Annotated in this window: 11 protein-coding genes; all 11 read right to left on the bottom strand. The window is 50.4% G+C overall.

Annotated features, from left to right (window positions below; translation table 11 throughout):
• Nucleotides 1-205: 205 nt before the first annotated feature.
• Nucleotides 206-934 carry an ABC transporter ATP-binding protein gene (locus ACO0LN_RS18490; RefSeq protein WP_422976243.1) on the bottom strand — a complete coding sequence of 243 codons (729 nt, stop codon included), beginning with the start codon at nt 932-934 and terminating at the stop codon, nt 206-208.
• 10 nt (nt 935-944) lie between these two features.
• Nucleotides 945-2,894 (bottom strand): ABC transporter permease subunit, encoded by a 1,950-nt coding sequence (locus tag ACO0LN_RS18485; protein WP_422976241.1) that lies wholly within the window; start codon nt 2,892-2,894, stop codon nt 945-947.
• 9 nt (nt 2,895-2,903) lie between these two features.
• Nucleotides 2,904-3,794, bottom strand: coding sequence for a branched-chain amino acid ABC transporter permease (locus ACO0LN_RS18480; RefSeq protein WP_110256242.1), 891 nt, complete (start codon nt 3,792-3,794; stop codon nt 2,904-2,906).
• 151 nt (nt 3,795-3,945) lie between these two features.
• Nucleotides 3,946-5,103 (bottom strand): ABC transporter substrate-binding protein, encoded by a 1,158-nt coding sequence (locus tag ACO0LN_RS18475; protein ID WP_422976239.1) that lies wholly within the window; start codon nt 5,101-5,103, stop codon nt 3,946-3,948.
• A gap of 435 nt (nt 5,104-5,538) precedes the next feature.
• Entirely contained in the window at nt 5,539-6,231 is a 693-nt protein-coding gene (locus ACO0LN_RS18470; protein WP_422976426.1) for a DUF4197 domain-containing protein, read from the bottom strand.
• A gap of 152 nt (nt 6,232-6,383) precedes the next feature.
• Nucleotides 6,384-7,532 carry a deoxyguanosinetriphosphate triphosphohydrolase gene (locus ACO0LN_RS18465; protein ID WP_422976237.1) on the bottom strand — a complete coding sequence of 383 codons (1,149 nt, stop codon included), beginning with the start codon at nt 7,530-7,532 and terminating at the stop codon, nt 6,384-6,386.
• Between the two features lie 19 nt (nt 7,533-7,551).
• Complete coding sequence (gene aroKB, locus ACO0LN_RS18460; protein ID WP_422976424.1) at nt 7,552-9,195, bottom strand: bifunctional shikimate kinase/3-dehydroquinate synthase AroKB; 1,644 nt, start codon at nt 9,193-9,195, stop codon at nt 7,552-7,554.
• A gap of 145 nt (nt 9,196-9,340) precedes the next feature.
• On the bottom strand, nt 9,341-11,716 hold the full coding sequence (locus ACO0LN_RS18455; RefSeq protein ID WP_422976235.1) for a beta strand repeat-containing protein: 2,376 nt from the start codon (nt 11,714-11,716) through the stop codon (nt 9,341-9,343).
• 73 nt (nt 11,717-11,789) lie between these two features.
• Nucleotides 11,790-13,781, bottom strand: coding sequence for a type IV pilus secretin PilQ (gene pilQ, locus ACO0LN_RS18450; protein ID WP_422976233.1), 1,992 nt, complete (start codon nt 13,779-13,781; stop codon nt 11,790-11,792).
• A 155-nt stretch (nt 13,782-13,936) separates the two neighbouring features.
• Nucleotides 13,937-14,476: a pilus assembly protein PilP gene (locus ACO0LN_RS18445; RefSeq protein ID WP_422948902.1), complete on the bottom strand. Its 540-nt coding sequence runs from the start codon at nt 14,474-14,476 to the stop codon at nt 13,937-13,939.
• Nucleotides 14,473-15,126 (bottom strand): type 4a pilus biogenesis protein PilO, encoded by a 654-nt coding sequence (locus ACO0LN_RS18440; RefSeq protein ID WP_422948903.1) that lies wholly within the window; start codon nt 15,124-15,126, stop codon nt 14,473-14,475. Before ACO0LN_RS18440 ends, ACO0LN_RS18445 begins: the two co-directional genes overlap by 4 nt.
• Between the last annotated feature and the right edge of the window lie 22 nt (nt 15,127-15,148).

Below are 15,148 nucleotides of genomic sequence, written 5' to 3'. Positions count from 1 at the left end.
ATCACGGAAGCACAAAAGAGTGTGATGGAAGCCAGAATGATGTGGCGGAAGCACGAAGAAAACGAATTGATGTCCATGGGCATGCGTGATTTACCTAGGAAAAATCAAGAAAATATCACAGCCCTGCCAGCATTGCGATAAAAATGCAAATGGGGAGCAAGCTCCCCATTCCCTGAACGTGCATAAACTTGCGTATGCACTACTATCAGTGCTGCGCACCACCACCCAGATAAGCCGCTTTGACAGCCGGATCATTTTGCAAACTGGCTGCAGGGCCATGCACGGAAATCTTGCCGTTTTCCAGTACATAGCCATAGTCAGCCACGGCTAAAGCAGCCGCTGCAAACTGCTCCACCAGCAGCATGGTGGTACCCTGCTCTTTCAGGCGCACGATGATGCGGAAGACTTCATCGACCAATATCGGTGCCAGGCCCATGGAGGGCTCATCCAGCAAGACCACGTCAGGATTGAGCATGACCGCTCTCGCCATCGCCAGCATTTGTTGTTCACCGCCAGACAGAGTACCCGCCAGTTGGTTCTTGCGTTCTTTTAAACGCGGGAACAATTCCATGGCTTTTTGCAGATCGCTTTCTATGTCGCCACGCGGGCGGCTGCGGGTGAAACGCGGGAAGGCACCGAGCAAGAGATTGTCTGTCACCGACATGGTGGCAAACACACGCCGCCCTTCTGGTGAATGTGCGAGACCTGCCCTGGCGATCTTGTGTGAATCGAGACCGGTGACATCTTTACCAGCCAGTGTCACCGTCCCTTCTTTAGGCTTCAACATGCCCGATATGGCGCGCATGGTGGTGGTCTTGCCGGCACCGTTGGAACCTATCAGTGTGACGACTTTACCCTTGGGCACTTCCATGGAAATACCATGCAAGACTTCAACCTTGCCATAGGCTGCATGCAGATTTGAAATAGTTAACATTGCATTCTCCTCAGGCTGGGGTAACTTCAGCGGCATCAGCTACGCTGCCACCGAGATAGGCTTCTATCACTTTAGGGTCGGCCTGCACTGCTGCGGGTTTGCCCTCTGCAATTTTCTGGCCAAAATCCAGCACAGTCACGGTATCGCAAATCGACATGACCACATCCATATGATGCTCAATGAGGATGATGGTAATACCGTGTTCACGTATCTTGCGGATGATGGCGATCAGATCCTTGATGTCGGGCGCTGTCAAACCAGCGGCAGGTTCATCGAGCAACAGCAGTTGTGGATTGAGGCCGAGTGCGCGACCGATTTCAAGCAGGCGTTGTTTGCCATAAGGCAGATTGCGCGCCTCTTCATTGGCCAGGTCAGCCAGACCAACAAATTGCAGGATGCTGGCAGCACGTGCTCTTGCCAATCGTTCTTCACGCAGATAGCGTGGCGTATGCAACATGGCATCGCCCACATTACTGCGGAAGGTGCTATGCAAGCCAACCAGGATGTTTTCTGTCGCCGTCATTTCGCCAAACAATTGCACGTTCTGGAAAGTACGTGCCACACCACCCAGAGCAATGGCAGATGGCGTGCTGCCCGAGATGACTTTGCCGCCAAACTCCACCACGCCATCGGTAGGCTGGTAGATGCCAGTCAACACATTCATCATGGTACTTTTGCCGGAACCGTTAGGGCCGATCAAACCATGTACCGTGCCTTTGTTGATTTGCAGATCAACCTGGTTCAGCGCTTTCAAGCCACCGAATTGCATGAGGATTTTCCGGCCAGTCAGCAGCACACCAACGCGGGTATCGCTGGCGTTGACAATGGCATTGCTGGCATTGGTCTCCGCACTTTCTACATTGACGACCAAATGTTGCTGCCCCTTGCCAAGCAAGCTGTTGACGAAGCCAACGATGCCGTCCTGCAGGTAGTACACAACAAACAAAGTCATCAGACCAAAGATAGTCAGGCGCCAGTCAGTAATGTTTTCCAGCTTGTAAGAGAATAAGGCCATGGCCACAGTCGCACCAACGGGTACGATGAGTTCCCTGACTGTCTTGCGCTGTTTGGCGATGGCAGCACCACCGGCAAGTACCGCGATGACTGCAGCGACGGTTGCGATCTTGCGGAACAGCTCGATATCAGCCAGCAGCGATGGCAACATGACGACAATCAAAGCCCCCAGCAGTGAACCGGTACGGGTTTTGCGCCCGCCCATAATGACTGCCAGCAGGAACATGATGGTCAGTTCAAAGTTGTAGGTATTCGGTGAAATATATTCTTCCGAATAGGCATACAGGCTGCCTGCCAGACCAGCCAGTGCGGCACTGATGACAAAGGCAATCACTTTGTACTTGTAGACTGACACGCCCATGCAGTCAGACGCGATTGGGCTGTCACGCAAGGCCTGGAAAGCACGGCCATAGTGAGAGCGTAAAACGCGGTGCACCACGACCAGCGCCAACACCAGCATGATGGCAACCAGATAAAAGAAACCAACCTCACCGAGCTTTTGCCCAAAGATCACAGGCTTGGTGAGTTTGATGCCCATCGGCCCTTCAGTCAGGAAACTCATTTCATTAATGAGAATCTGGATGATGGTCCCAAAGGCCAGTGTCACCATGGCCAGGTAAGGCCCGGTCACGCGCAGTGCAGGCAGGGCCAGCAAGGCACCAAATACGGCTGTGACGGCGATACTGCAGGGGATGGCAACAAACACCGACATGCCAAGCTTGAACACCAGCACGCCCGTTGTATACGAGCCTATGCCAAACAAGCCGGCATGACCGAGTGACACCTGGCCGGTGTAACCAACCACGATGTCCAGGCCAAACAGTAGGATGGCGTAAATCAGGATGGTCTCAGCCAGATGCAGGTAGTAAGGGTTATGCATTACTATGGGTGTCAACGCCAGTGCGCCTATACCCAGGACGGAAAGAGCGAGAGTCTGCTTATTCATACTTGTGCCTCACACTTTCTTGATGGCAGCTTTGCCAAACAAACCGGCAGGTTTGACGGCCAGCACCAGCAGCAATAACACCAGGCCTGGTACTTCCTTGTAGCCGGTGGAGATGTAGAAGCCAGTCAGGGTTTCAGCGATGCCCAAAATCAGGCCGCCGACGATAGCACCTACGCCAGAAGTCAGGCCACCGATAATCGCCACGGCAAAAGCTTTCAAACCCAGTGCCGAGCCCATGGTGGCACCAGTCAATGTCAGTGGTGCCACCAGTACGCCTGCGAAGGCAGCGGTAGCGGAAGACAGCGCATATGAGAAAGTGATGACCATGCTGGTATTGATACCCATGAGGCCGGCAGCATCCCTGTCATTCGATGTGGCGACAACGGCTTTGCCGTAAATGGATTTGCGGTTGAAGAACTCCACCGCCAGCATCATCGCCAGCGCGCCGATAACGACCACGACCTGCATGGCCTGCACGTTGGCGCCAAACACCTGGAACGGTGCAGCAGACAAGGGGGACGGGAAAGTCAGGTCATCCTTGCCCCAGATATTTTCTGCGACGTTTTTAAAGATGATGGCAAGTGCGATGGTGGACATGATCCAGCCAAATTCTGATTTGATCTTGATGGCCGGGCGCACGCCTATCCATTCAACGACCATGCCTTGCAGGCCGCCGAAGATCAGGACTATCGGTATCATCAGCCAATAATTCATGTACGGGCCGCCATGCACATTACCGACCACGCTGAGACCAACCAGTGCGCCCAGCATCAGGGCTTCACCCTGGCCGAAATTGAGTGTGCCTGAAGTCGCAAATGTGAGTTGATAGCCAAATGCGATGACAGCATAAATCATCCCCAGGGCAATGCCGCTGAAGACGAGCTGAAGTAGTATTTCCATTTTTTTCACCCGTGGAGTGGCAACCCGCCAGGCTCACCAAGGGATATTGGTGAAGCATGGGAGTTGTCTGTCTGAATAACAAGCCCAGCCACTTGCGGATGGCTGAGCCCGGGGCTAATTGAGGGCAGTGACTGTTGTCATGCCCCGTCTTTTACTTAGCCTGGACGATCTGGCCACCTTTGGCCAGGCCCATGACAGGCATGCCAGGTTTGATGGCCTCATGATCATCATGCGTAAAAGGCTTGTTATAGGTGGTGATCACGCCTTCGACTTTTTCATTCAGGTTTTCCAGTGCTTCGCGCACTTTGACACCGTCTGTACCACCGGCCTGCTTGATGGCCGCTGCCAGCAGGTAAATGGAATCATAGCCCTGTGCGGCAGACACGGCGGAAGGCATGCGGTCTACCTTGTAAGCCTTTTGATAGGCTTCGATAAAGGCTTTGCGTTTTGGCGTATTAGGGTCTTGGATGAAGGTTTGCGGCATGGTCGCGCCATCGCCGTTTTTTCCGGCATTGTCGAGGAAGTTACCCATGGACAAAGTCCAGCTGCCGATGATAGGTACTTTCCAGCCCAGTTTTTCCATACCGTTGGCGATTTGGGCCAGCTCAGGGCCGATACCGTAAGTCAGCACGGCTTGTGCACCACCCTGTTTGGCCTTCAACAATTGAGGTGTCATGTCGACATCCTTGATATTGAATTTTTCTACGGCGACAGGTTTGATGCCTTTGGCACCCAGAGTTTTTTCCAGATCTTCACGACCCAGTTGACCGTAGTTGGTCGAGTCAGCCAGGATGGCGACCTTGGTGAATTTATTTTTGACGACAGCTTCATCCACAATCATGGCGGATTGTATGGTGTCATTGGCTGCTGTGCGGAAGATGTAATTGTCCTTGTGTTCAGGTGCCACAAATTGCTTGGTCACCACACTGCCTGTCGCCACATTGTTAAGGACAGGGATTTTTGCTTCCTGGTAAAAACGCTGGGAAGCCAGTGCCACGCCGGTATTGATATAACCTACTGTAGCGACTACTTTTTCTTTATTGATGAGCTCTTGTGCTACCTGTACGCCGCGTTCATTTTTGGCTTCATCATCACGCTCTACCAGTTGCAACTGTCTGCCCAGCACGCCGCCTTTGGCATTGATCTCACTGACGGCGAGTTTGACGCCATCACGCATGGATACACCCATAGGGGCTGAGCCACCGGTGAAAGGGCCGGCAACACCGATTTTGATAGGTTCTGCTGCATTGCTTGCAGCAGCCAGACCCAGAACAATAGACGCGACGAGGGCTTTGACTTTGTATGACATGTTTGTCTCCTGATTTTTTATGTAAGTACTTCAAAAATGAATTTATGAATTACCACGATAAATTAACAGGAAATCGAAAAAATCTCAGGCTCCATTCTACTTAAGTAAAACTACGCAAAAATGCGGGGCGAAGAATAATGCGGGACGCTCGGAGGGGGCAAAGCCTTATGCAGCAAGGCTTTAGCCAGGGAATTGCGTGCCTGATGCAGCAAAATGGTGCAGAAGTTTGTTACAGAAAGAAACTCTTTCAAGCTTTCGATGAAAGATTTTCATGTCACTAGCATTAAAAAATTTATTGATGAGAATGGAGTGCTGCAAAAAAGCCGCAAAATTTTCATCAGAAAAGAATACCGCACTTATCAGGCACCCGGTTTCAGGTGCGCGGACAAGGCAGTTTTGCTGCCCTGTCACGCTGCATTTATAGAAAGCTGAAACTTATTTCAACAGGCTGAATACTTTGCTGATGGCCTTGCTGCCAGCGCCCAAGGGGTCCTGGCGTATGGCTTTTTCTTCTTCGGCGATCATGAGGAACAGGGCATCCATGGCTTTTTGGGTGACATAGCCTTCTACCGTTGCCTCTTGTTTGGCGACTGCCCCAAACTTTTGTGCCTGGCCCATGACGGCATTGTATTTGGCCGACAAGCCTGCCTTGTCAGTCACGCCTTTAACCATGGGCAGAAATTTTTCGCTTAAGGGTGCAGAAGTTTTTTCCCTGAAGAAATCTGTTACTGAAGTTTCACCGCCAGTCAGAATATTTTTGGCGTCAGTCAGGCTCATGGATTTGACCGCATTCACGAGCAAGGGTTTGGCCATGGGCACGGCAGATTCTGCGGCGCGGTTCATGGAAACAACCAGTTCATCAAGCTGCTGGCCCTTGCCTGTCATTTGCAGGATAGGGCGGGCTTTTTCGAGGATGGACGGCAGTTGTATCTTGACCTTGTCATTATTCAGGAAACCACCATCGACACCAAGCTTGCTGACTGCTGCGGATGAGCCTTTATCCAGTGCGGCTTTCAGACCCGTGCTGGCATCCTGGTTGCTGAGGTCAGCGAACGACATGGCGTTTGCTGCTGTAGTGGCGATAACAAAGCTGCTGGCAAGCAGCAGGCGGGTAAATACTGTTGACATGGATGGCACGGTTTCCTCCTGGTAAAGACTTGGTATTCTATACAAAGTACAGTCTATATCCAGAGTTTGAAAGTACAAATTATGTAAAGACAAAACAGGGAGAGAAATGCCCGGCAACTGGAGATGACCGCAAAGCCGGTTTGCAACGGTCGCTAAACTTCATCCACCACGTATAAGCGTTTGTGTTCACGCATGGCATAGCGGTCTGTCATACCGGCAATGTAGTCGGCTATTTTTCTGACTTGCAATTGCTGTAGCTCTTCGCTGCCTGCCTTGCTTACCTGATAATCTGGCGGCAGCAGATTGGGCTGCGCATGCAGGGCATCAAATAATCCGGTGACGGTACGCCTGGCCTTGAAGGTCATGCGGTTGACCTGATAGTGGCGGTACAGGTTTTCAAACAAAAACTGCTTCAGGGTTTGCGCTTCCTGGTACATGCTGTCTGAAAAGGCGATCATTCTTTCCATATTGCGCACGTCATCGACGGAGCGTGGCTGGTAATCCTGGATTTTCTGTGCCGATGTCTCAATCAAATCAACGATGAGCGTGTTGATCATGCGGCGTATGGTTTCAGCGATGCCACGGCGGCCACTGATACCGGGATAAGTGGCATCGACAATTGCCCGGTGGCGCGCGTAAATATCCACTTCCAGCATCTGCGATTCCAGTAACAGGCCAGAGCGCAGGCCATCATCTATATCATGATTATTGTAGGCGATAGAGTCTGCCAGGTTGGTGACTTGCGCTTCCAGCGACGGGCGTTTTTTATCGATAAAGCGTTGCCCTACATCGCCCAGCAATCTGGCATTGTTGATGGAGCAGTGCTTGAGTATGCCTTCGCGGGTTTCATACGTCAGGTTAAGGCCGTCAAAAGCGCCATAGCGCTCTTCCAGTTCATCGACCACACGCAGGCTTTGCAGATTATGTTCAAAGCCACCAAAGGGCTTCATGCAGGCATTCAGGGCATCCTGACCTGCGTGTCCAAATGGAGTATGGCCAAGATCATGCGCCAACGAGATAGCCTCAACCAGATCTTCATTCAGACGCAAGTTGCGGGCGATAGAGCGGCCTATCTGGGCTACTTCGAGACTATGCGTGAGGCGGTTGCGGAATAAATCGCCCTCATGATTGACGAAGACCTGGGTCTTGTATTCGAGACGGCGAAAGGCAGTGCTGTGGATGATGCGGTCACGGTCGCGCTGGTATTCACTGCGCGAGGAAGATGACTCTTCACTGTAACGCCGCCCTCGCGAACTGGCCGATTGTGCAGCATAGGGGGCGAGGTGGGCATCGGTGAACATGTTTGTTAACTGATGATGCTTAACTGGCAATGCAGCTACGCAGGGTTTCCAGCAAAATTTCTTTGGGCACGGTAGTGATATACGCCTTGCCCAAAGGTTTTAACAGGATGAACTTGATTTTGCCGCCTTCATTTTTCTTATCGACTTCCATGAGTTCCAGCCAGCGGTCTTCACCAAGGTCTGGTGCTACGCCTGGCAAACCTGCTGCTTCTACTACTTGCTTGATACGGGTTTTGGTCACGTAGTCGATATAGCCCAGGCGGCAAGATAAATCAGCGGCCATGACCATGCCACAGCCAACTGCTTCGCCATGCAGCCATTTGCCGTAGCCCAGGCCAGATTCAATTGCGTGGCCAAAGGTATGGCCAAAATTCAGGATGGCACGCAAGCCACCTTCGCGTTCATCCTGGCGCACGATATCGGCCTTGATTTCACAAGAACGCAAAATCGCATGCGTGAGTGCTTTAGGGTCTTTGGCGCGCAGGGCTGGCATATTGGTTTCTATCCAGTCAAAAAACACGGGATCGATAATCGCACCATGTTTGATGACTTCTGCCAGACCGGCGGAGAGTTCATTATCTGGCAGGCTTTGCAGGCTGCCGATGTCTGCAATCACTGCCTCGGGCTGGTAAAACGCCCCTATCATGTTTTTGCCCAGCGGATGATTGATGCCGGTCTTGCCACCTACTGATGAATCAACCTGCGATAACAAGGTCGTCGGGATTTGCACAAAAGGCACGCCGCGCATATAAGCAGAGGCGGCAAAGCCTGTCATGTCACCGATAACGCCACCGCCGAGTGCCAGCAAAGTGGTTTTTCTGTCGCACTTATTTTCGAGCAAGGCATCAAAGATCAGCATCAGGCTGGCCCAGTTTTTTTGTTCTTCGCCATCAGGCAATACCACCGACAATACTTCCTTGCCAGCAGCGCGCAGAGAGGCTTCCAGCGTGGCAAGATATAGAGGGGCAACAACGGTATTGGTGACAATGACAGTTTTCTTGCCCTTGATTTTCGATTGCAGAAACTGGCTATCGGTCAACAGTGTAGTGCCTATGGCAATCGGGTAACTGCGCTCACCCAGGTCCACATTCAAGAGCGTGGTGGTACTACTGCTGGCGGTGCTTTCTGCTGACATAGTTGTTTTGTGATTGCTGAGTAGGGCTTCAGGAATGTCGAATAATTTTTCCTGCGCTAATTTGTCCAGGACGGTTTGCACCAAAAATTGTACATTGGGCCTGCCGGTCTCAATGCTGATGTGGGCAACTTCCTGGTAGAGGGGAGCTCGCTGGGATTCCAGCTCTTCGAGTTTTTTGCGCGGGTCTGCAGTGCGCAAAAGGGGACGGTTCTTGTCGTGACGGGTACGCTGCAAAATGCTGTGTATTCCTGCCCGCAAATAAATGACAATGCCGCGCTCATGCAGATATTGACGACTCTCTGCATTCAACACGGCACCACCACCTGTAGCCAGGACTATATTTTCTTGCCCAGTCAGGTCACGGATCACATCCGCCTCCCGCTGGCGAAAACTAGCCTCGCCTTCAATCTCAAAAATCACGGGAATTGAGACACCCGTTCGTGCCTCAATTTCGTGATCAGTATCAATAAAACGCTTATTGAGTTTTTTTGCCAGGGCCCGGCCAACCGTGGTTTTGCCGGAGCCCATGAGGCCTACGAGAAAAATGTTCTTCAAAACTGTTTACCTGGCTTGTTACTTTTGCTGACCTCTCCCAGGCTTTACAGCCCAGGAGAGTTTTCCGGTTCTAAGCAAATAAACTAAGTTTATCAGTGTTTCTTGCTCTCACCAGATATTAACAGCCACCAGTGGTCAGATTCAAGATCCTCATCGTGCTGAAAACAGTTGCATTATTACTGTCTTTGATAGTAATAACGACTGGAGTATCCGCAGCTACACAACGAGTTGCCTGAGTACCCAGACTTACATTGACGGTACGGCCATTAAACGAGAGCGGATTCAAAGGATCAGGATTTGTACCCGCAACACTACTCAACACCGTATTGTTAGTAAATACCTGGAATGGAAGAGTGCCGCCGGAGATAGTCAATGCGATGACACTATTGTTGGTTTCATTGATGCTCCAATCTACTGGATTTACACCCAGAGCGGCAGACACTGCATTGACAACCACAGGTACAGTGAAAACAGTACCTTGCGCATCTGTCACTGTAAGACTAGTAGTACGTCCAACATTGAGCAGAGCAACCGTCACTGTTCCAGCACTATTCAGAGTTGCGCCACTGACAACCGACACATTTGTTGGACTGGTTGAGACTGTCGTATAAGGGGCGCTGCCACCAGAAATTGTGATAGCGACTGTATCCCCTACATTGCCAGTAATTGAGATTGGCAACACTGACAGGTTCGCGTTTTGACCAGTTACAACCGTCACCGCAATTACGATAGGAGCGCCAACGCTATCAACCAGCCTGACTGATGCAGTACCAGCGGCAACAGCCGTAATTGTCATCGTGCTGCCAGAAACTACTACCGTCGCAACACGTGTATCACTACTAGTCGCGAAGTAAGGCGCTGTACCGCCACCTACGGAATACGCCGGTGCTGCACCTGGTGCCAGAGAAATTGCCAGAGGAGCAGTGCTAAACAAGGCCACAGTCGCACCTGTGCCAACGCTGACAGCAATCGTGACAGGGGTGCCCGCCGCATCTTTTACGATGATATTTGCGGAACCGGTTGCAACGCCGGTAATTGTGAAGCTGGAGCCGCTAAGAGTGGCTGTTGCAATCGCAGTATTGCTGCTGCTGATCGAATATGGTGCAGAACCACCACCAATTTGATAAGCAGGGCTGGAACCGACAGCGATCGTCACTGCGCCAGGCGCAGTTGTGAAAATGGAGTTAACGTTACCCGACCCCAAAGTGACATTAATTGGAATTGTTTTTCCTGCTGCATCACGCAATATAACTACAGCCTTACCTGATCCAACGCCAGTCAATGTCAGATTATTTCCCGAAGCCGAAGCAGTAACAACCGAGGTATTGCTGCTCGTGGCCGTGTAAGGAGCGCTACCGCCACCCATCACGTAAGTACCAGTGCCATTGGCAGTCAGGGTAATATCGCTAGGAGCAGTCGTATAGAAATCGGCACCAGAACCAATGGTAACGTCAATTGTTACATTGTGACCCAGGCTATCTTTAACGATGACGGATGTTTTACCGGCAGAAACACCACTGATGGTAAATTTATTGCCATTAATACCGACGCCTGCAATCTGGGTGTTACCACTGGTGACCGTATAAACCTGACTACCACCACCAATAGTAAATGTCGGGCTGGATGTACCAATGCCAACTGTCAGTACTGCAGGTGCAGAAGTGAACAGGTCGGCTGTTGAGCCTACCGTCACCTTGATGGTGACGTTACCAGAAGTCGCATCACGGAGAATGATGTTGGCCGCACCAACGCCTACACCGGTCACCGTCAGTTTGGAACCAGAGATATTCGCTGTTGCAACCGCCGTGTTGCTGCTGCCCACACTGTATGGACCATTACCACCACCTACCGTGTAAGTAACAGCGGCATTGACGCCAACGTTGATGTCAGTGCCTGAGGTAGAAAACAGTGCATCCACCGAGCCTACGGTGACTTTGATCAATACCTTGCCACCGATGGAGTCACGCACAGTGACGTCTGCCTTACCACCTGTCGTACCAACAATGATGAAACGATTGCCGGAGAAAACCACATTGGCAATGGAATTGTCACTGGACGCCACTTCATAGACCAGGCTACCGCCACCTATGGTGTATTCAGCTGACTGTCCGCCTACGGGTACAGTTACCGTTTCAGGCGCGGTAGTGAACAAATCCAGCCCGGAACCTATCGTGACCTCGATGGTTACTGCAACACCGGCAGCGTCCTTGACTGTGACTGTTGCTGAACCGCCGCCGCCGCCCTTGATGGTGAGGGTGCTACCGGATAGCGTCACTATGGCGGCGCCATTGCTGCTGCTGGCAGAATAGCCAGGCACACCGCCGCCTACGGTAAACGTTTGCGTAGCACCGGGACTCAAAGTGAGTTTTTCAGGTGCTGTAGTGAACACCTTGGCACCATTACTGGTATTACCAGCAGAGCCACCGCCACCGCCACAGGCCGTAAGGCCTATCAGTAAGATCAGTGCGAATAAACCGCGTATATACTTCATCATGAAACACCTATATTTTTACGAATTCAGAAAATCGGTTGCCATTCTATGACACACATCACAAGCCCAGAACTCTTTATTGTTTGTTGCTAAATTTCTCAGCAACAATCTTGGGAGTAATAAAAATCAGCAATTCAGTTTTGTCATTCGTGCGGCCAGTAGTTTTAAACAAATTGCCAAACAATGGAAGATCGCCAAAGAACGGTACTTTTGTCACACTATCACGCTCGGTTTGCTGGAAGATACCACCGAGGACTACCGTTCCGCCATTTTCTACCAGAACGATGGTTTTCACCTCTTTGGTATCAATCGCAAAACCGGCCCTGGTTTCCTGGCCAACACTATCTTTATGAACATCAACATCCAGGATGACATTCCCATCAGGCGTAATTTGTGGAGTCACTTCCAGTCGCAAAGTTGCCTTACGGAAGAAAATGGAAGTAGCGCCGCTGGAAGTAGCCACTTGATATGGCAATTCTGTACCTTGCTCTATCGATGCTTTCAACTGGTCGGCCGTCACAACGCGTGGACTTGACACTATTTTACCCTTGCCATCTGCTTCCAGCGCTGACAATTCCAGATTCAGGAAACGATTGGCAGCCGAAGAGAACAAACTGATGGCCAGACTTCCCGGATTTAAACCATTAATGCCAGCAGCAGGCAAGCTGACGAATTGGGTATTAGGAATAAAACTTTGTTCAGTCGCTTTTGCTTGCAGTGTTTGTTCACCGACACCAAGGTAATTACCAGTCAGCGCTACGCGCTGGTTTCCAGCGACCTGATAGCCAGCATTTCCGCCGGCGAAGCCACGCAAGTCAGCAAAACCCAGTTTGGCACCGAGATTTTTACTGAATTTATCATCGGCCTCGACTATACGCGCCTCTATCAATACCTGCCTGGAAGCGATATCGGTTTTAGCGATCAGTTTGCGCACTTCTTCCATTTTGGAAGGAATATCGGTAACAAACAGTTGATTGGTACGTGGCTCAATTACAGCGCTGCCACGCTTGGAAAGTATGCGGTTTGTACTTGCACCATCAACACCAAAAACCTGTTTAAATGCTTCAACCTTTTGATAATTGAGTTGGAAAGATTCGGTTTTTAGGGGTTCCAGTTCAGCGATCTGCGCTTTTTGCTCAAGTTCAAGTTTTTCTTTGGTCAATAACTCTTCTTTTGGCGCGATCCAGATCACAGAACCATTTTTACGCATATCCAGTCCCTTGGACTGCATGATGATATCGAGTGCCTGATCCCATGGCACGTCTTTCAGGCGCAAGGTGATCGTTCCATTCACTGTATCACTGGCAATAATATTGAGGCTGCTGACCTCTGCAATGATCTGCAAAATGGCACGGATTTCAATATTCTGGAAATTGAAGGACAAGCGCTCACCACGGTAACCCTGGGTACCTTGGGTCAATTTGTTTGGGTCTTCCTTGATGGGTTTGACTTCAATTACAAACTGAGTATCGCTTTGATAAGCACTGTGCTCCCACAATCCGGTAGGCTCAATCACCATGCGGACATTTTCACCGCTTGGCGTCGTTGTAATCAATTGTACTGGGGAACCATAGTCAGCCACATCAAGACGGCGGCGCAGGGATTCAGGCAAAGTGACCTTGAGGAAATCAACAACAATTTTTTGTCCTTGCTGACGGATATCAACGGCAACCTGATCCAGCGGCAAATCGATGACTACACGACCTTCACCTGCAGCACCACGACGGAAATCAATATCACGCAAGGCGCGCTTTCCAACAACGGCTGGTTGCACATTGACTGGCAAGCCCTGGGAATTAACTGCAGTTGCAACACCACCAGAAGCATCAATCGTGACAATGAGTGAGTTGCCATCGATTGCTGTTGCGTAATTCAAGGATTTGTTGAGATTGAAAATCAGGCGCGAACGTCCGGTTGCTTCAATCAGGTTAATCACCCGCAAGTCACCCATGTTCATATCGAACGTAGTTTTGCCGGTGTTATTGCTGACATCTGAGAAATCGATGGCGATACGGGCTGGATTGGCAATAGCAAAACCCAAAGGAAGTTTTTCCAATGGTTTTTTCATGGTGATCTTGACGATAATGTTTGCACCCTGCTGATTGGCTGTCAGTGACTCTATTGAGTTTGTCTGCGCAAACGCAGCACTGCAAAAACCAAGCAGCGCAAATAAAATAAATTTAACCAATTTGGCGCCCCTTATACTTGTATTTATCAACGCATTCATTTCTTTGCCTCCTGCAACTCTAACTTGGATTGCCGCTCTGTCCAATCACCCGCAGCATCCTGAACTGTTTCCTTGATTTCGATTTCATTCTCCGAAATTTTTGTAACCATTCCAAAATTCTGCCCCAGATAGGATCCGAGTTTGGCTTGATACACAGTCTTATCTACTTGTACTAGGGCATAAACCAGCTTGTTTTTTTCTATCGTGCCCACCATCTTGAGACTATCCATAGGAAACGACTCCAGCGCCTCCCTTGGTCTGGTCAAGTCAGGTTTGAGACCATTGCTGGACTCTGCCTTCAGGCGTGCAAGCACCAAAAGTAATTTGGCGGGATCAAATGGTTCTGTACTCTCTTTACCACCATAAGCAAACGGTACGTAAACTTTGGGGGGACTGATTTTGGGAATCACTGCTTTTGCCTGGCTTTTCTCTGCGGCCATCCAGGCACGCAATTCTGTTTCCTGGCTATCGCCGCAAGCAGATAAGGAAAGCGCCAGGAATAAACAAAGCGTCGGCTTAATGACGATGTTCTTCATTTTTTAGGCTCCTTCTTCTTCTTCTCAGCCTGATCAAGAACTTCATCTCTGTTCAAATAGCGGAATGTCTTGGCTGTCACATCAAGTATCAGGTTGCCATCCGTAGCACGGGTAATATTCAAATTATTCAAGGTAACAATCCTTGGCAATTTCGCGATGTCTGCGACAAATTGTCCGAGGTCGTGATAATTGCCCTGAATCTTGATGGCAATCGGCAACTCTGCATAATAATCTTTAACTGCTGGCAAGCCCGGTACAAAAGAGTCAAACGCTAATCCACGACCCTGACCAGCCTGATTGATATCGGCCAGCAAAGCCGCCATTTCTGCCTGGCTAGGCAATTGCTTCTCCATAGTAGCAACATATTGTTGCACCAGCTTGCGTTGCTCTTTCAAGGCGTCCAGATTAATCGCCTGCTGCAGCTTTTGTTTGTATTCGCCCCGGAGTTTGACCTCTTCAGCCTGACCTGTTTCTATGGCCGTCATCTGGCCATCCCATTGACCATACCAACCCAGTGCAACCACCACAATCAAGACGCCTAAAGCAGACGCCATGCGGGGTGCAACTGGCCACAAACCAGGATGCAGTCCATTCAAGCCTTGAAATTGGGCGCTTAAAGACTGGCCAACTTCATTCAGATTAATCGCCATTTACAATCTTCCGTTGCATTGC

Origin of the sequence: Undibacterium sp. TC9W (assembly GCF_049339865.1) — a bacterium.
Classification (GTDB): Bacteria; Pseudomonadota; Gammaproteobacteria; order Burkholderiales; family Burkholderiaceae_D; genus Undibacterium.
Note: the sequence above shows the minus strand (reverse complement) of the source record. Positions and strands in the feature narration are given on the sequence as shown.

What these genes read in the sequence shown, in the direction of transcription:
- ACO0LN_RS18485 (WP_422976241.1), bottom strand. Translation starts at nt 2,894, where the DNA reads ATGAATAAGCAGACTCTCGCTCTTTCCGTCCTGGGTATAGGCGCACTG.
- ACO0LN_RS18455 (WP_422976235.1), bottom strand. Translation starts at nt 11,716, where the DNA reads ATGATGAAGTATATACGCGGTTTATTCGCACTGATCTTACTGATAGGC.
- ACO0LN_RS18480 (WP_110256242.1), bottom strand. Translation starts at nt 3,794, where the DNA reads ATGGAAATACTACTTCAGCTCGTCTTCAGCGGCATTGCCCTGGGGATG.
- ACO0LN_RS18465 (WP_422976237.1), bottom strand. Translation starts at nt 7,532, where the DNA reads ATGTTCACCGATGCCCACCTCGCCCCCTATGCTGCACAATCGGCCAGT.
- ACO0LN_RS18490 (WP_422976243.1), bottom strand. Translation starts at nt 934, where the DNA reads ATGTTAACTATTTCAAATCTGCATGCAGCCTATGGCAAGGTTGAAGTC.
- pilQ (WP_422976233.1), bottom strand. Translation starts at nt 13,781, where the DNA reads ATGAAAAAACCATTGGAAAAACTTCCTTTGGGTTTTGCTATTGCCAAT.
- ACO0LN_RS18475 (WP_422976239.1), bottom strand. Translation starts at nt 5,103, where the DNA reads ATGTCATACAAAGTCAAAGCCCTCGTCGCGTCTATTGTTCTGGGTCTG.
- ACO0LN_RS18445 (WP_422948902.1), bottom strand. Translation starts at nt 14,476, where the DNA reads ATGAAGAACATCGTCATTAAGCCGACGCTTTGTTTATTCCTGGCGCTT.
- aroKB (WP_422976424.1), bottom strand. Translation starts at nt 9,195, where the DNA reads ATGGGCTCCGGCAAAACCACGGTTGGCCGGGCCCTGGCAAAAAAACTC.
- ACO0LN_RS18440 (WP_422948903.1), bottom strand. Translation starts at nt 15,126, where the DNA reads ATGGCGATTAATCTGAATGAAGTTGGCCAGTCTTTAAGCGCCCAATTT.
- ACO0LN_RS18470 (WP_422976426.1), bottom strand. Translation starts at nt 6,231, where the DNA reads ATGTCAACAGTATTTACCCGCCTGCTGCTTGCCAGCAGCTTTGTTATC.